Origin of the sequence: Acinetobacter sp. BWR-L5, from assembly GCF_039655985.1 — a bacterium.
Lineage (GTDB): Bacteria > Pseudomonadota > Gammaproteobacteria > Pseudomonadales > Moraxellaceae > Acinetobacter > Acinetobacter johnsonii.
In genome coordinates, this window is sequence record NZ_JAGFEV010000001.1 from 382,043 (window position 1) to 405,066 (window position 23,024).

Below are 23,024 nucleotides of genomic sequence, written 5' to 3' on the forward strand. Positions count from 1 at the left end.
CACTGCAAAGCATTGCTTTCACCGTTATAATGAATCGTCTCCTTATACATGCCCCATTATGAAAATCCGTATTCTGACCATTGGTCAAAAAATGCCTGCATGGGTACTGACTGGTTTTGAAGATTATTTCAAGCGTATTCAACCCTTTGTGCAAACGCAGATTATTGAACTGCCAATGGCAAAGCGCGGTAAAAATGATTCAGAAGCAGATATTTTAAAATACCGTCAAATTGAAGGTGAGAGCATTTTAAATGCAATGAAAGGCAACGAAGTGCTGATTGCTTTAGAAGTCGGTGGTCGTGAGTTTAGCACCGAAAAACTGGCAGAAACCATGAAAGGATGGATGCTTGAGGGCAATGATATTGTACTGGCAATTGGTGGGCCTGACGGTCACTCTGAAGCAGTACGTAAAGCAGCTGCTTGGCATTGGTCTTTATCCAAACTGACCTTACCTCACCCGATGGTTCGCGTGATGCTGATTGAACAGCTTTATCGTGCGATGAGTATTAACCATAATCACCCTTATCATCGTGCAGGTTAAGCTCAAGCAATGTTCCATTTTTGGAACAATACGTTGATATTTCCCCCATTACACAGATGATAAGAATCTGACAAAATTCTTTTCATCTTCCCTTATTAGGCTTTCACAATGAACTTACAAACGCTACCCGGCTTATTCATTTCTCATGGCTCACCCATGCTTGCGTTGAATCCAGAGCAAGTTGGGCCAGCGTTACATCGTTTGGGTCTAAACTTACCGACACCACAAGCAATTGTGATTATGTCCGCACACTGGGAAAGTAACTCACTTGAAGTAAGTACTGGAGTCCGCCCTGAGACATGGCATGACTTTCGAGGCTTTCCTGCTGAGCTTTATGACATTCGCTACCCAGCACCCGGTCAACCTGTTCTAGCTGAAGAAATTCTACATTTATTAGCAGAAGCAGATTTTTCAGCTCATGCAAACAGTACTCGTCCGCGTGATCATGGCGTTTGGATGCCTTTACTGCATATGTATCCAGATGCAGACATCCCTGTGGTGGAAATTTCACTCCCGATGAATCTGTCGGCAGAGGAGATTTATAAAATTGGACAAACCCTTGCGCCACTACGCGAGCAGCAGGTCTTGCTCATTGGCTCAGGGAGTATTACCCATAACTTAGCCGAGTTATCTTGGCATGGTCAGTCACAAGCGGTACCTGAGTGGGCGTCGACGTTTCGTAATCATGTGGTCGCGAAACTTAGCCATCAGGACTTTGACGCTATTTTAGACTGGGAATCGATTCCTTTTGTCCGTCGTAACCACCCAACGTTGGAACACTTTGCCCCAATATTCTTTGCGATGGGTACAGGTCATCGTTTCAATATTGTGCATAGTAGTTTTACCATGGGTGCACTGGGCATGGACATTTACCGTTTTGATTAATTTATAAATTTTACTTATATATTAACAAAAAAATATTTATGGATACATTTTGAAACCCAAAAGAACCGAATGTATCCATTCTTTTAAAAAGAACATCGGATATCATGTATCTTGTTATTTTAAATCAAGAACTTGTAACCCATGAAATTAAAATATTTAGCGATTGCCCTTTTCCCACTCGCACTGGCTGCTTGCCAATCATCTGATATTCAAAAAGTAGGAGATTTGGCTGTGTCTGTACTACAACAACAAAATGCAGATCAAACACTCGCAAACTACCATTGGAGTGCGAACACCGCAGATGCGCCTAAACCATTGGTTTTAAACTTTGACAAAAAAGCAGGTCGCTTAGGCATTGCAACCAGTTGTAACGGTATGGGTACCAGTTGGAAAGTTGAAAATAATCAAATTGTGACGGGTAACCTGATGGCGACTCAAATGGCATGTGAACCAAAAGCCATGGCTCAAGAAGGTGTTGCAGCAGATTTATTTGACAACCGTAAAGCACCGTTTGTTTTAAACCTAAATGATCCTGATGCACCAACACTGACCGTGGTATCGGCAAAGGGTGAAAAAATTGTATTCACAGGTAAGCAAACTGCTGAATCGAAATATCAAAGCCAAGGTGAAACTGTTTTCTTAGAAATTTCACCAGAAACAAAAACATGTTCTGCAGGTGTTGCCCGTATGGAATGCCTACAAGTTCGTGAAATTAAATATGCTGAAAATGGCGTAAAAACACAGGTCGATAAAGACTGGACGTTATTCTATAACCATATCGATGGCTTCACTCATAACCCTAAAGAGCGTCAAATCGTGCGTGTTAAACGTTTTGAAATTGCCAACCCTGCGGCTGACCAATCAAAATATGCTTATGTTCAAGACATGATTATTGAACGTGAAGCGGTCAAAGGTTCATTGTAATCGTTCAATGACCTGTAAAAAAACCGAGGCTATCGCCTCGGTTTTTTATAGGGATTTTTCTAAGTGGATGTAGACTTAGAATACGCCTTGAGCAAGCATTGCATCTGCAACTTTTACAAAGCCTGCAATGTTGGCACCATTTACATAGTTCACAGTACCATCTGCTTGTGTACCGTATTTCACACAGTTACGGTGAATTTCTTTCATGATCGCATGTAAGCGCTCATCGACTTCTTCAAAAGTCCAACCCAAACGCAAAGCATTTTGTGACATTTCTAGGCCAGAGGTCGCAACACCACCCGCGTTCGATGCTTTACCTGGTGCGTATAAAATTTTCGCTTCAACGAATTTTTCGACTGCATCTAAGGTAGAAGGCATGTTTGCCCCTTCAGCGACACAAATCACTCCATTTGCAAGGAGTACTTCAGCATCCGCCTGATCTAACTCATTTTGAGTTGCACATGGCAATGCGATATCACATGGAATAGACCATGGACGCTGCCCTTCTAAGTATTCAAAGCCATGCTTAGACGCAAACTCAGAAATACGACCGCGCTTCACATTTTTCAGTTCCATCACTTCAGCAAGTAAAGCATCGGTAAACCCTGCTTTCACATATACCGTACCCGCAGAGTCAGACAATGAAACGACTTTTGCACCTAGGTACATTGCTTTTTCAGCAGCGTATTGTGCTACGTTACCAGAACCAGAAATCGTGACTGTTTTGCCTTGGAAGCAGTCGCCACGGGTTTTCAGCATTTCTTCAGCAAAATACACTGTGCCGTAGCCCGTTGCTTCAGGACGCGCCAAAGAACCACCAAAGGTTAAACCTTTACCCGTAAACACAGATGAAGTGTCATTGCTCAGCTTCTTCATCATGCCAGCCATATAGCCCACTTCACGGCCACCCACACCAATATCACCCGCAGGGATATCCGTATTTGAACCTAGGTGACGGTATAGCTCAATCATTAGCGCTTGGCAGAAACGCATAATTTCGCCTTCAGACTTCCCCTTAGGATCGAAGTCTGAACCGCCTTTACCACCACCCATTGGTAGTGTCGTTAACGCATTTTTAAAGGTTTGCTCAAAGCCTAAAAATTTTAGGATCGAGAGATTTACCGATGGGTGAAAACGCATACCGCCTTTAAATGGACCAATCGCCGAGTTGTATTGAACACGGAAAGCACGATTTACATGCGTTTGACCTTGATCATCCACCCATGAAACGCGGAATTGAATCGCACGCTCTGGCTCAACCAAACGCTCCAGCAAACCGTGGTCTGCATAACGAGGATTTTTTTCAATGAACGGCCAAAGGCTGGTCATGACTTCCTCTACCGCTTGTAGAAATTCGGGTTGATGTTCATCACGTGTTTTCACGTAATCTAAAAACTCATTAAGGCTGTTATATTTCAACGCTTAATCCTCAGCAGAAAATGGATCAAAATTGGTCAAATTTTATAAACAATGTTAAATTTTGGCGCAAACAATTAAATATCTTTTACCAACAATTCACAACACATTTCTATAAAAAAACATATTTATCATTTATATAACAATTATTTATATAAACATACCTCAAAACTGGTTATAAAAAAACACCAATGAAAACACAGGTTTAAAATCATTTTTTGCTCAAAAATGATGCAGTTAATGAACCATTTTAGAACACAGGATTATTCAAAAAAAACATGGTAAAATTCAGTGATCTACCCATTTCTCCTAATATCTCTGCAAATTCAGTTGCAGGATTGGTTTACGCATGAATTCGCACATTTCCCTGATCCAAAATATCGATGCCCTCCTTCCCCAAACCCAATGTGGACTCTGCGGACATCGTGATGGATGTCTGCCTTATGCCCAAGCCATCAGCGAAGGTGAAGCAGCCAATAAATGTGTACCCGGCGGGCAGCCTGTAGCCGATGCATTGGCTCAGTTGCTAAACAGGCCAGCATTAATTGCAGAAGAAAGTATTTGGCCTATTCAAGCCGATGGCCGCCCACAGAGAATGAAAGCAATCATTCGTGAAGATGAATGCATTGGTTGTACCAAATGTATTAGTGCCTGTCCTGTAGATGCCATTATTGGCTCAGGTAAACTCATGCACAGTATTTTGACTGACCTGTGTACAGGCTGTGAACTGTGTATCCCGCCTTGTCCTGTTGACTGTATTGACCTTATTCCAGATGTAGACGGCATACCAACGGAAATCTTGCGCAAAGCTGAGCAAGATGATTTAAGACAACGCTATTACGCACATATTCAACGTGAAGAAAAACAGCGCCTACACCGTAAAGGCCCAGTGGTTCGCGCGGAAATTGATACGGCTTTATTTGCCCAGTTTTCAGCACAGAACGATGCTGTACCTGATATTCAGATCATTGAAAAAGAACCAGAAATGGCAGCAAAGCTCGATGCAAAATCCACCATTGAGCTGGCGAAATTACGCGTACAAATTAAAAAATTAGAAAAGCAGCTTAGTGTTCGTGAAGATGCGAAAAAACGTCTGTTGTTAGATGACTTAACCCAACAGCTTCATCAGTTACAGGGAGTTTAAAACATGCTAACGACAAGCGGAAAACCTGTAAAAAACATGACCAAAAAGCAAATCCAAATCTTTTTTGAACGTTTACGTGCACAACGTCCAAACCCCAAAACTGAATTGAATTATTCGAGTCCTTTTGAGCTGTTGGTGGCTGTGACCTTGTCTGCTCAGGCGACAGATGTGAGTGTCAACAAAGCCACCGATAAACTCTTTCCTGTTGCCAATACACCTGAAACGATTTATGCCTTAGGGGTCGATGGTTTAAAAACCTACATTAAAACCATAGGTTTATATAATGCGAAGGCCGAAAATGTCATTAAAGCCTGTAAGATGCTGATTGAAAAACATAACAGCATCGTGCCAAACAACCGTGCCGATTTAGAAGCCTTGCCCGGTGTAGGAAGAAAAACAGCCAATGTGGTGTTAAATACTGCTTTTGGACAACCGACCATGGCGGTCGATACGCATATTTTTCGTTTAGGCAATCGTACGGGATTAGCGGTCGGCAAAAATGTGCTTGAAGTCGAACACCGTTTGGTAAAAGTCATTCCGAAAGAATTTATTGTCGACTCACATCATTGGCTCATTTTACATGGTCGATACTGCTGTATCGCACGCAAACCGAAATGTCATGAATGCATCGTTTCAGATGTGTGTAACTGGCCAGATCGTTTTGAATTTGGTGCAGCACGTATTGCCACAACGACGATAGAAGCTGAACATTAAAGTTCAGTTTTTTTATTGTTGATTTGATTTATCTTTTAAGTCTTGCTGCAACTTCGGATGTAACTGACGTTCTGGTTGCTTCTTCGACATTTTTTCTTGTTTACTGACATCGCGTAGCATTTTCACGCTAATGTAAAACAAACCTACTAATACCACCGCAGCAACAATAATTAAAACAATGATTCCAAATTGTGCCACACGCGACTCCATTTTAACAGGATCAAGAAAAAGAGCCCTAATATGACTTAGAGCTCTTTCAATGTCAAAACATTGCCATGTTTAAAACATGCAATTATTTGTCTTGATCAAGAATCGCGAACAAATCTGCTTGTACTTCGTCAATTGGACGTAAGCCATTCAGCTTGTCGTAGGTTGGTGCATTTTCACCAGACGCTGCGCGACCTTGGTAGAAACCAACCAACTGTTCAGTTTCAGTGTGGTATGAACCTAAACGCTTACGAATCGTTGCTTCTTGGTCATCTGGACGTTGTACCAGTTCTTCACCAGTTTCATCGTCCTTACCTTCCACTTTAGGTGGGTTGTAAACGATGTGATAAACACGGCCTGATGCAGGGTGCTGACGGCGACCAGAAAGACGTTGTACGATTTCTTCGTCAGGAACATCAATTTCAATCACGTGATCAATGTTGATGCCTTCATTTTCAAGCGCTTCTGCTTGAGGAATGGTACGTGGGAAACCATCAAAGATACAGCCATTTACACAGTCAGGTTGCGCAATACGTTCTTTCACTAAACCAATGATCAGTTCATCAGATACAAGACCACCATTGTCCATCACGCTTTTAGCTTGTAGACCGAGTTCAGTTCCTTCACGAATTGCAGCACGGAGCATATCACCGGTTGAAATTTGTGGGACATTGTAGCGCTTACAGATCAACTGAGCTTGTGTACCTTTACCTGCTCCAGGTGGTCCGAGTAAGATAATGCGCATAAAAAAACATCCTCATTTAAACAATGTATTTGACACTTTGTACATGTCGAAAAATTCGACATATTTTTAGCATCTAATTATAAGAAAGCTACAAACAAATGTATGGTACCCGCAATGAAGCCAGTTACCCCACCCAATAAAATCAAAATCCATTCGTCTTCCTGAAATGCAGGACGTAATAAGTTTTGAAATTCTTTCGGCGTTAGCTCCCGAATACGGTCTCTAAACATTTGATAGATTTTCTGTGCACGGCTCGCATTGAACGCTGGGTCGCATACAGGCACCATCGTAATTTCAATTGAACGATCAATCAAGTCCGTCTTGAGTTTTGCGTATTCACGTGGCCCCAAAGACAGCTGCAAAGATGTTCTCACTAATGGTGTTTCCATGATTTCATTAATATGACGCTTGACAATACGACGGGTCTTGTCTTTTTTATTGCCATACATCATTTCAGTCATGATAGATTTTAACGTAATCAGGTCTTCTGTGACTACACTTGCAAACACATCAGACACTTCTTCTTGGCGCTTCATGAAAGCGCCTTGTACATTATAAGTCCCAATGCGCGGAATCACAGGTTTAATCCATGGAAACTTACGATCTTTTGTTAATTCAGTCAGTTGCAAGTATCGAACATAGTGTGGCTCAATTGGATTAAACACCATCCAAATCGCAATCCAGTTGGTTAAGAAGCCCCATACTGCCGCCCAAAATGGGACCGTCCAATGCCATGGCACCACAAACCAAACAATCATTTGGAAGATACCAAAGAACATCCCGATGAGTGCACTAATATGCCAAATAAAGTTGATTTCTTTCTGACCCACTTTCAAGAACATACGCACCATTAGTCTGCGGTCACCTTCCATTTGGCTGACCACCATATCGCGCATATCTACAAGTGACTCGACGTTCATGGTCAGTTCGGTCACTAATTCTCTGAGCACAGCCGGAAGCTGTTTGTGTGCCTGCGCATAAATTCGACGCTTAATCGAATAAGGTAAGTTTTCCCAAAGTACGGCATTACGGTCAATCATGACTTCATCAATCAGGTGCTCAAGTTCAAAACCAACTTGCTCACCAATGATCCGTGCCATATCCTCAGGATCCATGGCATCTAAAAATTCACGCAAAGAACCAAGCTTAGATAAGGTATTATCCGTGATGATGCCTGAAATACGTCCCGCTTTTCTAGGCACAATGCCCTGCCAACCCACAGGCAAAGGTCCAATATGAAAGCCCCAAAATGTAATCGGGTAAAAGACCATTTTCAGGGCCATCCAAACGTGCGCCCAAGTCACAAAAGCAGTCACAGGAATAATGCTGAGTACAGCCCAAAAATCGGGTCGATTCAAAAAGGTTTGCCACAACTGATTGACGTACTCAAGCATGCATAACTTCCATATTTAATTTTATTAACTGAATTATATAGCGTTTTAAAAAAGATATTGTGTCTATAAACCGAAACTTAGAGTATAGGAAAATTGTAGTCTCGGTTCAGTTTCTGCAACCACATAGCCCGATTTGGCTTCGAGTTTTTCCCCTGCACCAATCCCTACACTGAAAGTGCTGATTCGTTCAGGACTCAGTAACACATAAGCAAGATCTACACCACCACCAAGGCGAGATTCGTACTCGCCATCTACTTTCTTGCTGTCAATATGCCCTGCGTAAACACCGAGATAATAGCCATTTTTATCTTTACCAGTAAAATGAACTGGAAATCTAAAACCCAGCTGACCACCTACAGGGTAATCATCATTGATAAATACCCCAGCTTTTGCATATGCAATGCCATAAGGATTCACCCATTCTAGATTGGTGTGCAGTAATTTCTGCGTTACACCAACCCCTACATTCCACGTTTGAGCACTGCCAGCAGGAATTTTTGCATCTGGCAAAAAGGAATTATCTTGAGCGTAGGCTACGTTTGCACAGGCAACAAGTGCCAACACTGGATAAATTCTTGTCATTATTGTCACCATTATCCGTAATGTTATTTTAGTAATTGGTCCCTTTTTACAGGATTTTGACTGTAGCAGAATTTATAAAACACTTATATACAGCAATTTATATTTTTGATGTCTATAAAGTCAAAATTTAGGCAAAAATGAAAAGCAGAAGCAGCGATAACAAATATCAAAACAGTGTGACATGCGTTAGAATAGCGCGCAGGTATTTTCCTCTTTATCCATGTGTTTAAGTCGATTTGGTATGAAACAGCACTTTCCTTTAAAAAATGTCCAACAAGAAAAGCGCATTTTTCGAAATCGTACCTTTATCTCCATGGGTATTGTGGTTTTCTTCTTGCTGATTTTAGTCACTCGCTATGCCTATTTGCAGCTGGTTCAATTTGACGAGTTTTCAACTGCATCCGATCAAAACCGTATCCGTCTACAACCTTTAGCCCCTGCACGTGGTTATATTTATGACCGCAATGGTGTGCTGTTGGCAGACAACTATCCTGTCTTTACCGCGACGATGAGTCGAGCCGATGTGACGGATATTGATGCTACGATTGAACGTTTAACGCCAATCTTAGAACTCACCACTGATGATATTGAGCGCTTTAACAGTCGTATTAAAGCCTCACGTAAAACTGAACGCGTTTCCATTAAACTTAATCTCAATGAAAACGATATTGCTCGCTTTAGCGAAGTTAAATATCAATTCCCTGGGGTTAATATCGAAACTCAGATGACGCGCTACTATCCACATGGTGAGCTGTTTGCCCATGTGATTGGTTATGTGGGTCGAATTAACGATAAAGAATTAAAAAGCATCAATAAAGATTTGTATGCGGGCACTAACCTGATTGGTAAAATTGGGGTAGAAAAGTCCTATGAAGATTTGTTACATGGTGTACCAGGAAATGAGTCTGTCGAAGCCGATGCACATGGTAACGTGCTGCGCCATTTAGGCCGCAAAGAACCCGTTCGTGGTAATGACTTATATCTTTCACTCGATTATGGTTTGCAGACGGTTGCCTCAGAGCAGCTTGCAGGTCGTCGTGGTGCAATCGTGGCGATGGATCCACGTACAGGTGAAATCCTGGCCTTGGTCTCAAGTCCAAGTTTTAACCCTAACCTGTTTGTCACAGGCATTAGTCATACCGACTATAGTGGTTTACGTGATAACCTCGATCAACCGCTATATAATCGTGCTGTGCAAGGCGCTTATCCACCTGGCTCGACCATTAAACCGATGTTTGGTTTAGGTGGTATTCATTATGGCTTAATTGATTGGGGCACGGCCATTTCCGATCATGGCTATTTCACACTTCCGGGCGATTCGCATAAATTCCGCGACTGGAAAAAGTCAGGACACGGCGTAGTCAACTTGCATAAATCGCAAGTGGTCTCTTGCGATACCTTCTTCTACATTCTGTCGTTCCGTATGGGCATTGAAAAAATGAACACATGGATGCACCAGTTTGGCTTTGGTGAAAAAACTGGTGTGGATTTACCAAGTGAAAGTACAGGCCTTTACCCAAACCCCGAATGGAAAATGCGTACCCGAGATGCCAAGTGGCTCAAAGGGGAAACCATTTCAGTAAGTATTGGACAAGGTGCTTTTACAGCAACACCGCTGCAATTGGCCATGGCAACAGCCATTACCGCCAACCATGGTTCACATGTGATTCCGCATGTTTTACAAACCAGTAAAGGCGCAAAACCACATAAAGACTTAAATGCACCTGATGGCAGAATCCAGTTCAATGGCACCGATCAAGACTGGATACAAATGCGTGATGCCATGGTCGATGTCATTGAAACAGGGACTGGACGTGGCATTCGCACGCCAATGTATAAAATTGCAGGTAAAACCGGTACTGCACAGGTCAAAAGTATTGCTCAAGGTAAACGCTATAATGAAGCCCTATTGACTGAACGTCAGTTAGATCACGGTTTATTCGTAGGCTTTGCACCTGCGGAAAACCCTGAAATTGCGATTGCAGTAGTGTGGGAAAATGGTCGTCATGGTGGTTCTGCGGCACAGCTGGCTCGTCCGATCTTAGACTACTGGCTGCTCACACGTCATAAAAACCCAATTCGTCCACAAAACCATCAAATTAGTGGCGGCTTGATGACGGCGGGGATTAAACCGGGTGAATTACCAAGTGGTAGCACTCCACCAGCGACCACAACTGGGACAAGTGCAGCTACGCCAACCAGTACTTCCAATACAGCACCCGCTTCAACAACGGCAAATACAAGCCGTTCAGCTACACCACCTTCTGCACCTGTGGAGTCAGACTAATTATGAAAAACCAACTCCGCATCATTGGAGGGGACTGGAAACGTCGTCAACTGCCTTTTGCCAATATTGAAGGTTTACGCCCTACGCCTGATCGCGTACGTGAGACTTTGTTTAATTGGCTCATGTGGGATGTACAAAATACCAATGTTTTGGATATTTGTGCAGGTTCAGGTGCATTGGCATTTGAAGCCTTATCACGTGGTGCATCAAAAGTATTGATGATTGAACCTGACCGCAGTCAAGCACAGTTTTTAACACAAAACTTGGAACTCCTTAAAGTAACTAAGTCTCGTGCCCAGTTAAAAGTAGCGACTGCACAGCAAACATTACCCACCTTAAAAGAGCAATTTGATTTGGTCTTTTTAGACCCGCCGTATAGCCTAGAGCTATGGGAACAATTAGCTCTCTTGGCGGATCCGATAATTCAAAATAATGGCTATATTTATGTAGAAGCCGATCGGGATTTGAATCTATTAAAACTTCCAACGTCGTGGGTGCAAATCAAGAACACTAAAGCTGGGACTGTTCGCGCGGGCTTATATCAAAAGAAAGTGGCGGTTTGTCCATAATTAAGACTTTACGCCCTTTTGATTGACTTTATCAGGCTGCCTTAGCACATATTAGTGTGGTTCTGAACTATGCTATGTATGAAGATAAATATACATATTCAAAATCAAGCTAAGGTTTCAGTCATTTTTCATGTCTAAAACTATGTAGACCGATCAAAAAACCGTACACTCGCTAAAATTTTAAATATATCGCATATGACTTGGTTGATCTTTATCTTAGGTGCAATGGTGGCGGGTTTTGTACAGGGGCTCACGGGCTTTGCATTTGCCTTAATCGCCATGTCATTTTGGGTCTGGATCTTGACACCTCAGCTCGCAGCGCCCTTGGTGGTGTTCGCCTCAGTCTGGAGTCACCTGATTTCCTTAAAGTCAGAATCAGCCTTTCAACTTGATAAAAATCTCGTTGCACCTTATATCCTTGCAGGTCTGATTGGCGTTCCATTGGGAACCTATCTGCTAGACATCATTCAAGCACAGACCTTTAAACTGGTTCTAGGAATTTTTTTGATTCTTTGGTGTCCATTGATGCTATTTAATCCCCAGATTCACTTCATTCAAAACTCTGGAAAATACGCCGATAGTAGTATTGGTTTTCTTGGGGGTGTATTGGGCGGGTTGGGAGGCTTTTGTGGCTCACTGCCTTCAGCTTGGGTCATGTTAAAAAACCTTCCTAAAGAGCAACAGCGCTCAATTTTGAGGCATTTTAATTTCGCCATTCAGCTATTCACCCTACTCACCTATCTGCTCCGCGGAAATTTAAACTTGCAACACTTGCCCTATATGGGCATCTTACTTTTGAGTGTGAGTCTACCGGCCATGCTCGGCGCGCAGTTGTTTTATAAAATTTCCGAGCGGCAGTTCAAACATACTGTACTGGGTTTATTGTTTAGCTCAGGTTGTTTTCTATGTATCAGCTACCGCTTTCTGTAGTGCTATAGAACCTGACTCTGAACTTTGCAATGGCTTGGGTCAGCAATTGTGTATTTTGTGTCAAAATAGGCTCATCTTTAAACAACTTAGCTCTACTGGGCTTTCTCCAACTTCACAAATCTTTATACAATAAGCGCACCTTTAAACCCACCGCTCACCATATATGAAACTGCCTCTTGCACTACTGAGTATTTGCTTTATCAGTGCTTGCTCCATAAGCTCATCCAAAGAAATAAAACAAGCCGAAAAACTTCTCCAATCTTTTGACTGTCAAAATATAGAGCGCGATCAGGCAGACCACAGCAGCATGACCAGTTATCATGAACAAGTGCTGGCCAGCAGCAAACAAAAAGCCCAATCCTATGTAGAAAGCTATCAACACGGTGATCAAATTTTTGACCTTCCCCTGCCCGAAGTGATTGAAACACAGCTACAAAGTTATACGGCCGCATGCCAGTCACTAGGTGGGGTTTTACCCAATCCCCAGCAAAACCCTTGAATACAGTTAGCAATAAAAAAGACAGCTCGAAAGCTATCTTTTTTAATTCCATATGACTTAAATTTGAAGTTAAGACACAGTTGAGTCGTTGTGATAGCGAGTATCGACACTGAAATCTTGAGGAAATTTAGCAGAAATTTGCGCATAAAATGCCATAATTTCAGCCATATCTTTTTCATAGTCACCAGTAGGATAAATAATTTTACCCACTCCAGTTTTTTTCTTCGCATAGTCCATATAGGCCAACGCAATTGGAACACCTGCACTAACTGCAACATGGTAAAAACCTGTTTTCCATTGTTCCTGCTTGGCACGTGTCCCTTCAGGGGTGACCAACATGACCAACTTAGGGTGTTCTTTAAAAAGATCACTCATGAGTTGCACCATACTTGGACGTGGTTCACCTTCATGCTTTGGACGACGGTCAATACCTATCCCACCCATTGCACGAACAAATGGCCCAAATGGTAGTTTCATATAGCTGTCTTTAATAGTGATACGGACATGCACACCTAAGGCTTTTAATGCCAAACGGGCGTACAACGCATCCCAGTTGCTGGTATGTGGCGCTGCAATCATTACACATTGATCGATATTCAAATCCCAATGATTATCAATCTGCCACCCCATTAAGGCCAAACTTTGTTCTGCAAGCTTTTCGAACACAAAAAAATACCACATTAGTGAAAATCCGCGCCGATTCTAGCAATGCTGCTGATCAAATACACGGCGAGACGCTCAATAAAACAACAATTAATCTATAAACGTATATTTTATTTAATTCCAAATATTTCAAGAAAAAACAGGGTCTTTGAGATTAAAGGCAAAAATACGTGAATAGTATTCTTTATTGACGATACAGAGGCACTCACAGATCTTCACAGATTCATTTCCAGCACTCCTGTAAGGTAGAACTAAACACTGAATAATATCGGGTGCTGTATATGCAAAAGACTGTTTTAGCACTATGCCTATCTTTCACCATGTTAACTGCATGCTCAAAGCCAAATGAAAACAATCCTCCACCAGATCACAATGTCACCGCATCTCTGGACGACAGTGCTAGCGCAACCGTGATGGATACACCAGACACAGCAAATGCCTTAGATTGGGTAGGCACATATCAAGGGGTTTTGCCCTGTCACGATTGTTCTGGGATCGACACTGAACTTGAACTGACCTTAGATCATCATTTTGTGCTGAAACAAAAATTTTTAGGCAAATCGAATAATAATTATGTCAATGAAGTGAAAGGTTCATTTCAATTTTTGAATGGCTCTGATCAACTGATACAGCTCGACTCATCAGGTGATAGCCGTATTTATTATATTGGTGCGCAATTTATGGAAATGCGTGGCGATAAAGGTCAAGTGCTAGATCAACCCGAGTTCAACTTTAAACTCACCAAATCCTTAGAATGAGAGTACACCTAACATCAAGCATGATTTAAATTACGTATTTGTGTGTCAGTGTATGAATTACCCAAACATCAAAAAAGTAGCCGAATTTCCTCGGCTACTTTTAAACACCATTTACTGCTTTTTCGACTGTAAGTTTTCAATCAATTTACTAAAATCAAGCGTTGTGGCTTTTTGCACCGGTGGATAGTCCATCAATGACTTAATATGTTCTGCCAGTAGTGCCTCTAAAGGCTCACCCAACCAGAGTTTCTTTTGCATAATGTCAGAGCGATCTGTTGTGCTATCAAACGATTCAAACGGATCTTGACGAAGGTTAAAAATGATAGGAAATTTTAACTTTTTATAAGTGTCATAATAGTTTTCGCTGGTTTCAAAATGCAACTTCCATTGGTTCATTCGAACGGCACGTAGTGTTGACTCATGGTAATACAGGAAATTATTACGCTTACTTTCTGCTGATTTTCCAGTCCAGTAATCTAGGTTATTAATCCCATCAATATATTGTTTACGGTCATTTTTCATTTCCTCTACAACATTTGGATCACCCGCAATGGTCGCCAAAGTAGTGAAAAGATCCATATTGGCTTGAATACCAGTTTTCACTTGCCCAGCAGGTATATGCCCCGGCCAACGGATCATTGTTGGCACACGAACACCACCCTCATAGGTGGTCATTTTCTCACCACGGAACGGCGTGGTTCCACCATGATTTTTGGCACTGTGCTCAGGCCCATTATCAGAAGTATAAATAATGATGGTGTTATCTAATACACCCATCTTTTTCATATCATCTAATAGCTTACCTACTTGCATGTCATGTTCAATCATGCCGCTACCATACATATCTTCTTCTGAAGTTGCCTTAGCTGCTAGATAACGATGCGACTCTCGTAAGCGTGTATACATGTGCATACGGCTTGGATTTAACCACACGAAAAATGGTTTATCGGCATTTTTACTGCGCTTCATAAAGTCAGTACTGGCTGCGATGAACTCATCATCCACCGTTTCCATTCGCTTACTGGAAAGTGCCCCAGTATCTTCACATTTTTGCTTACCCATTTTCCCAAACCGTGGATCTGTGGTTTCATCCTCTGTGCTTGTTGCATAACAATGCAGAACACCACGTGTACCAAATTTTTTACGGAATTCAGGGTCTTTTGGATAATCTACTTGTTCAAAAGTATCTTCAGTATTGAGGTGATATAAATTACCGTAGAACTCATCAAAGCCATGCACTGTCGGTAAATGTTCGTTACGGTCACCCAAGTGGTTTTTACCAAACTGACCATTCATATAACCTAAAGGCTTAAGAACCTCAGCAAGCGTTGGTGTTGCAGCTTGAATACCTAAAGGTGAACCAGGACGCCCTACCGTGGTGAGACCTGAACGAATTGGATATTGTCCTGTAATAAAGGCTGCACGGCCTGCAGTTGAACTTGGCTGTGCATAATGATCGGTAAACATAATGCCTTCTTTGGCAATTCGATCAATATTTGGGGTGTTATAGCCCATCGTGCCATGACTGTAAGCACTCACGTTTTCCCACCCAACATCATCAGACATAATCACCAAGATATTTGGAGGCTTTGCCATAACAGCCGTTGATAGTAACGCTCCAGCAGCCAACGCGATAGAACGTGAAATAGTTTTTTTACGCATGTGTTTTCCTTAACAGATTATTGAAACTTAAAACCTATCTGCAAACAGCCACATTTAAGCAACTGTTTGATTATTCATTATTTGCGGGTCAATCCTGCCCGGCATTACAACAATTCTTTTAATGTGGTTGTAAACGTCTCGCGATTTCATGCTTGGATGAAGTTGCGGTATGAAAAAATTTCTTTAACCCTGAGCAAAGATAATGCAAGCCCACCTCTCCATCTGGCGTCTTTAAAAAGCGATCTTTCGGACAATCTCCCCAACACAATTGAAGATAAGGACATTGCTTGCAATATTCGGGGAGAGTGCTGGATTTGGCGTAGGCGAATTTTTTCTGTCGTTCTGAAAAAACTAAATCCCCTTGATGAATGTCATGAATATTGCCGAGCTTATATTCTGGATAGACAAAGTGATCACAGGAAAATAAATCACCATTGTGCTCCACTGCGAGTGACTTCCCGCAAATCTGGCCAGATACACATTTTTGTGCGCCATATCCAAACATCATCGAAATCACATTCTCAAATTGATCGATAAACACTTGTCCAAAGTCTTGAGCAAACCACTCCTTCCATACAGTAGATAAGAAGCTCCCCCAATCATCCGCTGCAATCGACCAGTCGGTTACTACGGAATCAGTAGTTCCGGGTTGTGCTGCTGTACTGCCTAGTTTCGGTAAATCGGCTGGATTCCAGTGTCCTGGCGCTGTTTGTTGGAACTGCGCACTTTCCATGCCTGGAATAAACTGAATCATGTAAGGTTTAACCTGATCACGCAGGAAGCGGTACACATCGAGCGGTCGTTTGCTGTTATCGCGATTGACCACACATAATGCGTTAAAGCGTATTTGGTATTGATGCAGTAGTTGCGCAGCATGCATCACTTTGGCATGGGTAGGTTTACCACCTTTGTTATAACGATGGATGTCGTGCAAATCGGCTGGACCATCAATGGATAAGCCAACAAGATAATCATGCTTTTTTAAAAAGGCACACCAGTGTTCATCGAGTAAAATACCGTTGGTTTGTAAGTCATTTTCAATGCGTTGATTGGGTTTCTTATATTTATGTTGTAGTGCCGTCACGCGTTTGAAAAAATCCAACCCCATCAAGGTCGGCTCACCGCCCTGCCAACTAAAGACAATTTCATCCCCAGTTTGTGCTTCAATATATTGCTTAATATGAAGCTCTAGCATTGACTCCGTCATGCGCGGAGTTTTCGGTTGATGCAACATATCTTGCTTATGCAAATAGAAGCAATAACTACAGTCCAAGTTACACTGTGCGCCAGAGGGCTTGACCATCACGTGATAGCGATATGTTTGTCCCTGCACTTGCAGGCTTTTTAAAGGCGGCGATTCAGCTTGTATAGGTATCATTCGCATTTTTTAGAGTCCTCATTTTTTCAGCGTTCAGGCACTAATTCGCAACTGTACAAAACCATGTGCACAAGTCATTCTGTGAAAAGATATTAGCGAGTTTCATTCCATTCACTGCATGTAGTCTGCTAAAGACCCAAGCCTTTGGTATTTTGAATGGATTAACCCAAGTGACTGTTGCCGCTACACATGCAACAGGAAGGCTGCTATAAGATGACCTTGCGGATATTTTGATAATTCCAATGTTTTATAATTCATTCTCTTCTTGTCCCTAAGCTTAATTTTCATCAGCAAAGCTACTGTGTAAGAGTAAAAATCAACAGCCAATTCCAATTTTGGCATACTGAAAAATACTGACCCATCTCACATAGTTGCATCGCTTGGTAGAGCACGTTATCAAACTTTGAAAATAGAAAAACCACTCAAAAGAATGGTAATTGCATTTTTATGCTCTCTTTTTATTAAAGCATTCTTCGGATTCAGATCATGTTCTAAAACTTATTATTCTTTAGTGTGTATTTGAAAAAATGCCTTTTCCTATACTTGCGAATACAGACCTATCGTCGTCTGGAATTTTTGCTGAAAAAGGATTTTGTTGCACAAAGATTTAAAAAAATACCCCTAAGCAACTCAAATTTAAGTGACAACTTGGGTATGAGATCGGTCTTAAAATGGCTATACGGGCATGTACCTCGTTGACCTAGCTTTGAAGGTTCCTAGCACTGAGTTTATCGCCTAGTAATTTGATGCAATGCATCTTGGTTTCGACCAAACTACGACGATGATAGCCTGACCATTTTTCCAAATCAGTTTTCCTAGGCGTTTAACTATTTTCAATAATTCATTTCTTTCTAAAGATTCTAATTTTTTGTCTTTCCATGGTTTTGCATTTTTTCTTGGCAGAATCACTGCATGTGCTTGACGATCTGAGATCACTCGTCTGCAGCATTTAGTGTCATAGGCTCCATCGGTATAGACAGAATCTATTCGCTCATCAAGTGGTATTTAACCAAGTAAATCACCGAGTACCTGGAATCACTGATATTGTTCGTTGTGAGCTGAACTGCAAGTATTTGCAGCGTTCCAGCATCTATAACAATGTGAAGCTTACGCCATTGGCGACGATATTCAGGCTGATGTTTCTTCCTTTTCCATTCACCTTCACCTAAAAACTTTAAGCCAGTAGAGTCCACGGGCAAGTGAAGTCCATTACTACTTTTTTGATAGCGAATTGCAATATCAATATGCTTCTGTCTTCTACACAGCTTGGAATAATCTGGTGCTGTCCAATCTAATCCACTAAGTTTAATGAGGCTCTGAACAAATCCTGTGACTATGCGTAAAGAGAGTAGAAATAGCGATTTGATTATTAAACAGCACTGAATCTCGGCATCGGCATAAGTTTGATTTCGACCCTGCTTGCCTTGTGGTTGAGCATACCATTGAGTCGTTGGGCCAAACCAAATGAAGATGTTTCCTCTATTTATTAGTGCTCGGTTATACAAGGGCCAATTAGTTGTGCGATAAATTTTAGGTGCAGCCTTCTTCATTTAGAAATTATATTGATGAAGAAGCCCTTAAGAATAGATTTGTGCAACAAAGTCTATTCAGACTAAAATAGCTAAAAAATCAATTACTTTAATTAAACAGCCTAACTAAACCACTTTAAGCATTATGCATCAAATCAATCCAACATTTACAAATAATAAAAAGGCCGCATTTAAGCGGCCTTTTTACATCTAAAATAATATGGTGCAGATTACATCATTCCGCCCATACCACCCATGCCGCCCATATCAGGCATTGCAGGCTTGTCTTCTGGAATGTCAGTAATCATACATTCAGTTGTCAACATTAAACCAGCTACAGATGCAGCATGCTCAAGTGCAGAACGCGTTACTTTCGCTGGGTCAAGGATACCCATTTCTAGCATATCGCCATACTCAGAAGTTGCAGCGTTATAACCAAAGTTACCTTCGCCATTTTTCACAGCGTTAATCACAACTGAAGGTTCATCACCCGCATTCGCAACGATTTGACGAAGTGGTGCTTCAATTGCACGACGTAAAATGTTGATACCTACGTTTTGATCGTCATTCGCACCGTTTACGCCGTCAAGTGCAGCTGCAGCACGTACCAGTGCAACACCACCACCAGCAACCACACCTTCTTCAACCGCAGCACGTGTTGCATGAAGCGCATCGTCTACACGGTCTTTCTTCTCTTTCATTTCAACTTCAGTCGCTGCACCAATTTTAATTACAGCTACACCGCCTGCCAGTTTAGCAACACGTTCTTGAAGTTTTTCTTTGTCGTATTCTGAAGATGATTCTTCAATTTGCGCGCGGATTTGAGTCACACGTTCAGCAATTTGAGCTGCATCACCAGCACCGTCAACAATCACCGTGTTTTCTTTAGATACAGTAATTTTGTGCGCAGTACCTAAGTCTTGAAGAGAAGCTTGCTCTAAAGTCATGCCGACTTCTTCAGAAATCACAGTCGCGCCCGTCAAGATTGCGATATCTTGAAGCATTGCTTTACGACGGTCACCAAAACCTGGCGCTTTAACCGCACATACTTTAATAATGCCGCGCATGTTGTTCACAACAAGTGTCGCTAACGCTTCACCTTCAACATCTTCAGCAATGATAAGAAGTGGTTTGCCAGTTTTAGCAACAGCTTCTAAAACAGTGATCAATTCACGGATGTTGCTGATTTTTTTGTCAACAAGCAAGATAAACGGATTTTCAAGTTCAGCCGTTAATGTATCTTGTTTGTTTGCAAAATACGGGCTGATATAACCACGGTCAAACTGCATACCTTCAACAACGTCCAAAGCATCTTCAAAGCCTGAACCTTCTTCAACGGTAATCACGCCTTCTTTACCTACGCGTTCCATTGCTTGTGCAATGAGTTTACCTACAGTTTCGTCAGAGTTTGCAGAGATTGAACCCACTTGTTCAATCGCTTTAGTATCTGATGCCGGTTTAGCAGTTGCTTTGATTTCAGCAACCAATGCTTTAACAGCAAGGTCAATACCACGTTTCAAGTCCATTGGGTTCATGCCCGCAGTTACAGACTTGATGCCTTCATTTAAAATTGCTTGAGCAAGTACAGTCGCTGTTGTTGTACCGTCACCAGCGATGTCATTAGTTTTAGAAGATACTTCACGAACCAATTGAGCGCCCATGTTCTCAAATTTGTCTTTTAGAGAAATTTCTTTCGCAACAGTTACACCATCTTTTGTGATGTGCGGAGCACCGAAAGAACGGTCGATCACAACGTTACGACCTTTAGGGCCTAAAGTTACTTTTACAGCATCTGCAAGTACGTTTACGCCTGCAATCATTTTTGAGCGAGCTGAATCACCGAATTTTACGTCTTTAGCTGACATGCTAAACTCCAAATATTCTTAAATTTTAATCAATTGTATTGCTTAAACAGCAAATGAGCGTTCTAAATTAACCTTCAAGAACTGCTAAAATATCAGACTCTTTCATCACAAGAAGTTCTTCGCCTTCAACTTTAACTTTAGTGCCTGCATATGCACCAAACAGTACATTGTCGCCCACTTTTACGTCTAAAGCACGAACGCCATTGTCTGTAATTTTGCCATTACCTACTGCAATAATTTCACCTTGAGCTGGCTGTTCAGCAGCAGAAGTACTCAAAATTAAACCACCTGCTGTTTTAGTTTCCTTTTCTACGCGGCGAATCACAACGTTGTCATGTAAAGGACGAATTTTGCTCATTTCTTGCTCCATAGACATTTTCAAAATGCCGTTGTTTACGATGTGAAGATGACTTCTTATTCCTAGGTCATCAACAAAATTTTGATATGACACTTTTGTGGGGATGGAATAAAACGCTTCAAGGGCAAACACAAAATATTTTTATATTTTTGCGCTCTTTTTAAGCAAACCTCATCAAAGTTTAGACACTCGATTCAATCTGAGGTATTTTGCTGCATCAACTCGAAGCGATTGGTTGCAGCGTTAAAGCTCAAATGTTGTACATCAGCATTCGGCAAAATAATATTCAAGCTATTGGGCAGGCCCGCATGTAAACGGTAAGACGTTGCCGTTCCTGCATGAATATCCAGCACCGGATGCGATACCCCAAGTTGATAAATCTGATTTAAATCATAAACGGCAGCGTGGTGTAAATGCCCATGTAACAGTCCATTTAAACCATGTTGGCTCCATTGCTCCAACGCAATACGACCAAGCATTGGGCAGTCTTTCACACCATGACTATGGTCTGGCGGAGTATAAAAAGGCTGATGCGCGGCGATCAGTTTAATTTTGTGCGCTGGTGCTTGCTGTAATTTCAGGTCAATCTCTTGAATTTGGCTCAGTGAAATATGCCCTCGTGTATGGTAGCGCCGACGAATACTATTCACCCCAATGACATAAAAGTGTTCAGTTTCCAACGTGTTTTCCATCCCCCCAAAAAACAGTTGATAACGTGCAAAGGGGCTAAAAAAACGATTCCACACATGGTACAGCGGAATATCATGATTCCCTGGCACCACCAAATACGGCAGCTTCAAACTGTCTAAAAACTGCCGACAAGCATAAAACTGAATAAACCGCGCACGTTGGGTCAAGTCCCCACTGACCACTACGGCTTCAAAAGGATGTTCCTCACATAACTGACGAATGGCCTGCAAACAGACTTCGCGTTCGGTTCCAAAATGTAAATCCGACAAATGTAAAATCATGCGGGAACCATGACATTCAGCGCATGCTTACGTACTGTAATTTTCAGCGGTGGTGTCATCGTGACAATTTCTCCATCTACCGCAACCGTGAGCTTATTGCGCTTTGAATGAACAATCACTTCATCTGCTGCAAAGCTATAGACATCGGAAGCCTGATCCAAATTGCCTTTAATCAGCTGCCATAAGGTCTTGAACAAAGTCCGCTTATCACTTTTTGCTACTACCACGCCAGCCACTTTGCCTGCTTCCGCCGCCTCGGCAATACGTAGTTTCATTTCAGCCAGTTGAAGTTGGTTATTGCCAAAGAAAATCAATGGCGTTTTCACTGGATAGCGTTGTCCATCGACTTCTACTTCAAGTTTTAACTCTTTACGGTCGCGGATGAGAACATCCAATGCTGAGGTATACGCATGCAATGGAAAGCGCCCAAAATGCTTATTAAACTGTTCTCTTTTTTGAATAAATAAAGGATACAGCCCTAAACTGGCATTGTTCAGATAGATATGTTGATTGAGCTGTGCCACATGTACAGAACGTGGCTGCCCTTCACCAATGGCTTTGGCCGCGTCTAATAAATCCAGCGGAATATTCAACACTCGTGCAACATAGTTAAATGTACCTAGAGGCAAGATCCCCATAGGAATATCCGTTCCCATCAATTTAGATGCAACTGCATTTAAAGTTCCATCACCACCTGCAGCAACCACGACCCCTACATTCTCCGCTTGACGATGACGTAGTAAAATATCTTGCATCATCTGATCAAAGTTCATGCACTCACTTAACTCAAATGACTGTATTTCAAAACCCGCAGTACTCAAATCTGCTACCAACTGTTCATACACTTCATCTTTATTTGCAGCATGAAAACCTGATTTTTTATTATAAATAAGTGATAAAGGTTTGAGTTGTTCTGACATTTTGCACCTAAATTTGAAGTAATTGCTCTATTTTTGTCCAAATATTCAACACTTAACAGTTTTGTTATGTAAAATTCAAATGA

General features: G+C 41.8%; 22 protein-coding genes and 1 pseudogene. 10 read left to right on the top strand and 13 right to left on the bottom strand.

The window, feature by feature from the left end; all coding sequences use genetic code 11:
* Positions 1-58: 58 nt before the first annotated feature.
* The 3 genes from rlmH (at position 59) to JZ787_RS01915 (ending at position 2,350) form a co-directional block, all read left to right on the top strand.
* The gene (gene rlmH, locus JZ787_RS01905) at positions 59-541 is read left to right on the top strand and encodes a 23S rRNA (pseudouridine(1915)-N(3))-methyltransferase RlmH (RefSeq protein ID WP_168159162.1); all 483 of its coding nucleotides are present in this window, start codon (positions 59-61) and stop codon (positions 539-541) included.
* A gap of 108 nt (positions 542-649) precedes the next feature.
* Entirely contained in the window at positions 650-1,426 is a 777-nt protein-coding gene (locus JZ787_RS01910; RefSeq protein WP_346311502.1) for a class III extradiol ring-cleavage dioxygenase, read from the top strand.
* Between the two features lie 141 nt (positions 1,427-1,567).
* The gene (locus JZ787_RS01915) at positions 1,568-2,350 is read left to right on the top strand and encodes a DUF4377 domain-containing protein (protein WP_087010571.1); all 783 of its coding nucleotides are present in this window, start codon (positions 1,568-1,570) and stop codon (positions 2,348-2,350) included.
* Positions 2,351-2,425: 75 nt separating this feature from the next.
* Here JZ787_RS01915 and gdhA read toward each other — a convergent pair whose 3' ends face one another.
* A complete protein-coding gene (gdhA, locus tag JZ787_RS01920) occupies positions 2,426-3,769 on the bottom strand; it encodes an NADP-specific glutamate dehydrogenase (RefSeq protein WP_004980905.1) in 1,344 nt (447 codons plus the stop codon).
* Positions 3,770-4,115: 346 nt separating this feature from the next.
* Between gdhA and JZ787_RS01925 the strand changes: the two genes are divergently transcribed.
* Together JZ787_RS01925 and nth are read left to right on the top strand one after the other, a co-directional pair.
* Positions 4,116-4,910: an RnfABCDGE type electron transport complex subunit B gene (locus JZ787_RS01925; protein ID WP_218288008.1), complete on the top strand. Its 795-nt coding sequence runs from the start codon at positions 4,116-4,118 to the stop codon at positions 4,908-4,910.
* 3 nt (positions 4,911-4,913) lie between these two features.
* Positions 4,914-5,624, top strand: a complete 711-nt coding sequence (gene nth, locus JZ787_RS01930) for an endonuclease III (protein ID WP_010326297.1) — start codon at positions 4,914-4,916, stop codon at positions 5,622-5,624.
* 12 nt (positions 5,625-5,636) lie between these two features.
* Here the strand turns inward: nth and JZ787_RS01935 are convergent, their stop codons facing one another.
* The 4 genes from JZ787_RS01935 to JZ787_RS01950 all read right to left on the bottom strand — a co-directional run bounded on the left by JZ787_RS01935 (position 5,637) and on the right by JZ787_RS01950 (position 8,552).
* Entirely contained in the window at positions 5,637-5,834 is a 198-nt protein-coding gene (locus JZ787_RS01935; RefSeq protein WP_346311503.1) for a hypothetical protein, read from the bottom strand.
* An 82-nt stretch (positions 5,835-5,916) separates the two neighbouring features.
* Entirely contained in the window at positions 5,917-6,576 is a 660-nt protein-coding gene (adk, locus tag JZ787_RS01940; protein WP_004980915.1) for an adenylate kinase, read from the bottom strand.
* 77 nt (positions 6,577-6,653) lie between these two features.
* Positions 6,654-7,970, bottom strand: coding sequence for a hypothetical protein (locus JZ787_RS01945; protein ID WP_004694304.1), 1,317 nt, complete (start codon positions 7,968-7,970; stop codon positions 6,654-6,656).
* Positions 7,971-8,033: 63 nt separating this feature from the next.
* Positions 8,034-8,552 (bottom strand): hypothetical protein, encoded by a 519-nt coding sequence (locus JZ787_RS01950; RefSeq protein WP_168159166.1) that lies wholly within the window; start codon positions 8,550-8,552, stop codon positions 8,034-8,036.
* A gap of 241 nt (positions 8,553-8,793) precedes the next feature.
* Here JZ787_RS01950 and mrdA point away from each other — a divergent pair, with 241 nt between their 5' ends.
* The 4 genes from mrdA (at position 8,794) to JZ787_RS01970 (ending at position 12,837) form a co-directional block, all read left to right on the top strand.
* A complete protein-coding gene (gene mrdA / locus JZ787_RS01955) occupies positions 8,794-10,839 on the top strand; it encodes a penicillin-binding protein 2 (protein ID WP_346311504.1) in 2,046 nt (681 codons plus the stop codon).
* A 2-nt stretch (positions 10,840-10,841) separates the two neighbouring features.
* Positions 10,842-11,408: a 16S rRNA (guanine(966)-N(2))-methyltransferase RsmD gene (gene rsmD / locus JZ787_RS01960; RefSeq protein ID WP_346311505.1), complete on the top strand. Its 567-nt coding sequence runs from the start codon at positions 10,842-10,844 to the stop codon at positions 11,406-11,408.
* A gap of 195 nt (positions 11,409-11,603) precedes the next feature.
* The gene (locus tag JZ787_RS01965) at positions 11,604-12,338 is read left to right on the top strand and encodes a sulfite exporter TauE/SafE family protein (RefSeq protein ID WP_346311506.1); all 735 of its coding nucleotides are present in this window, start codon (positions 11,604-11,606) and stop codon (positions 12,336-12,338) included.
* A gap of 163 nt (positions 12,339-12,501) precedes the next feature.
* Entirely contained in the window at positions 12,502-12,837 is a 336-nt protein-coding gene (locus JZ787_RS01970) for a hypothetical protein (RefSeq protein ID WP_234951455.1), read from the top strand.
* Between the two features lie 69 nt (positions 12,838-12,906).
* Here the strand turns inward: JZ787_RS01970 and JZ787_RS01975 are convergent, their stop codons facing one another.
* Entirely contained in the window at positions 12,907-13,503 is a 597-nt protein-coding gene (locus JZ787_RS01975; RefSeq protein ID WP_010326291.1) for a 1-acyl-sn-glycerol-3-phosphate acyltransferase, read from the bottom strand.
* 278 nt (positions 13,504-13,781) lie between these two features.
* On the opposite strand from JZ787_RS01975, the gene JZ787_RS01980 reads away from it, so the two are divergent.
* Entirely contained in the window at positions 13,782-14,258 is a 477-nt protein-coding gene (locus JZ787_RS01980; RefSeq protein ID WP_168159172.1) for a copper resistance protein NlpE, read from the top strand.
* Between the two features lie 111 nt (positions 14,259-14,369).
* Here the strand turns inward: JZ787_RS01980 and JZ787_RS01985 are convergent, their stop codons facing one another.
* From JZ787_RS01985 to JZ787_RS02015, 7 genes and pseudogenes are all read right to left on the bottom strand, one after another.
* Complete coding sequence (locus tag JZ787_RS01985; protein ID WP_171527545.1) at positions 14,370-15,920, bottom strand: arylsulfatase; 1,551 nt, start codon at positions 15,918-15,920, stop codon at positions 14,370-14,372.
* A 118-nt stretch (positions 15,921-16,038) separates the two neighbouring features.
* Positions 16,039-17,304: an anaerobic sulfatase maturase gene (locus JZ787_RS01990; protein ID WP_346311507.1), complete on the bottom strand. Its 1,266-nt coding sequence runs from the start codon at positions 17,302-17,304 to the stop codon at positions 16,039-16,041.
* A 697-nt stretch (positions 17,305-18,001) separates the two neighbouring features.
* Positions 18,002-18,848, bottom strand: a pseudogene (locus JZ787_RS01995) (IS5 family transposase); the annotation flags it as partial.
* 209 nt (positions 18,849-19,057) lie between these two features.
* Complete coding sequence (groL, locus tag JZ787_RS02000) at positions 19,058-20,692, bottom strand: chaperonin GroEL (RefSeq protein WP_131275967.1); 1,635 nt, start codon at positions 20,690-20,692, stop codon at positions 19,058-19,060.
* 67 nt (positions 20,693-20,759) lie between these two features.
* Positions 20,760-21,050: a co-chaperone GroES gene (locus JZ787_RS02005; RefSeq protein ID WP_010326285.1), complete on the bottom strand. Its 291-nt coding sequence runs from the start codon at positions 21,048-21,050 to the stop codon at positions 20,760-20,762.
* A gap of 194 nt (positions 21,051-21,244) precedes the next feature.
* The gene (locus JZ787_RS02010) at positions 21,245-22,021 is read right to left on the bottom strand and encodes a metallophosphoesterase (protein WP_346311508.1); all 777 of its coding nucleotides are present in this window, start codon (positions 22,019-22,021) and stop codon (positions 21,245-21,247) included.
* Complete coding sequence (locus JZ787_RS02015; RefSeq protein ID WP_058869224.1) at positions 22,018-22,941, bottom strand: diacylglycerol kinase family protein; 924 nt, start codon at positions 22,939-22,941, stop codon at positions 22,018-22,020. Before JZ787_RS02015 ends, JZ787_RS02010 begins: the two co-directional genes overlap by 4 nt.
* Positions 22,942-23,024 lie beyond the last annotated feature (83 nt).

Bases quoted from the DNA above. Each gene is read 5' to 3' on its own strand.
- rlmH (WP_168159162.1), top strand. From the start codon at position 59: ATGAAAATCCGTATTCTGACCATTGGTCAAAAAATGCCTGCATGGGTA.
- JZ787_RS01910 (WP_346311502.1), top strand. From the start codon at position 650: ATGAACTTACAAACGCTACCCGGCTTATTCATTTCTCATGGCTCACCC.
- JZ787_RS01915 (WP_087010571.1), top strand. From the start codon at position 1,568: ATGAAATTAAAATATTTAGCGATTGCCCTTTTCCCACTCGCACTGGCT.
- JZ787_RS01925 (WP_218288008.1), top strand. From the start codon at position 4,116: ATGAATTCGCACATTTCCCTGATCCAAAATATCGATGCCCTCCTTCCC.
- nth (WP_010326297.1), top strand. From the start codon at position 4,914: ATGCTAACGACAAGCGGAAAACCTGTAAAAAACATGACCAAAAAGCAA.
- JZ787_RS01935 (WP_346311503.1), bottom strand. From the start codon at position 5,834: ATGGAGTCGCGTGTGGCACAATTTGGAATCATTGTTTTAATTATTGTT.
- adk (WP_004980915.1), bottom strand. From the start codon at position 6,576: ATGCGCATTATCTTACTCGGACCACCTGGAGCAGGTAAAGGTACACAA.
- JZ787_RS01945 (WP_004694304.1), bottom strand. From the start codon at position 7,970: ATGCTTGAGTACGTCAATCAGTTGTGGCAAACCTTTTTGAATCGACCC.
- JZ787_RS01950 (WP_168159166.1), bottom strand. From the start codon at position 8,552: ATGACAAGAATTTATCCAGTGTTGGCACTTGTTGCCTGTGCAAACGTA.
- mrdA (WP_346311504.1), top strand. From the start codon at position 8,794: ATGAAACAGCACTTTCCTTTAAAAAATGTCCAACAAGAAAAGCGCATT.
- rsmD (WP_346311505.1), top strand. From the start codon at position 10,842: ATGAAAAACCAACTCCGCATCATTGGAGGGGACTGGAAACGTCGTCAA.
- JZ787_RS01965 (WP_346311506.1), top strand. From the start codon at position 11,604: ATGACTTGGTTGATCTTTATCTTAGGTGCAATGGTGGCGGGTTTTGTA.
- JZ787_RS01970 (WP_234951455.1), top strand. From the start codon at position 12,502: ATGAAACTGCCTCTTGCACTACTGAGTATTTGCTTTATCAGTGCTTGC.
- JZ787_RS01980 (WP_168159172.1), top strand. From the start codon at position 13,782: ATGCAAAAGACTGTTTTAGCACTATGCCTATCTTTCACCATGTTAACT.
- JZ787_RS01985 (WP_171527545.1), bottom strand. From the start codon at position 15,920: ATGCGTAAAAAAACTATTTCACGTTCTATCGCGTTGGCTGCTGGAGCG.
- JZ787_RS01990 (WP_346311507.1), bottom strand. From the start codon at position 17,304: ATGCGAATGATACCTATACAAGCTGAATCGCCGCCTTTAAAAAGCCTG.
- groL (WP_131275967.1), bottom strand. From the start codon at position 20,692: ATGTCAGCTAAAGACGTAAAATTCGGTGATTCAGCTCGCTCAAAAATG.
- JZ787_RS02005 (WP_010326285.1), bottom strand. From the start codon at position 21,050: ATGAGCAAAATTCGTCCTTTACATGACAACGTTGTGATTCGCCGCGTA.
- JZ787_RS02010 (WP_346311508.1), bottom strand. From the start codon at position 22,021: ATGATTTTACATTTGTCGGATTTACATTTTGGAACCGAACGCGAAGTC.
- JZ787_RS02015 (WP_058869224.1), bottom strand. From the start codon at position 22,941: ATGTCAGAACAACTCAAACCTTTATCACTTATTTATAATAAAAAATCA.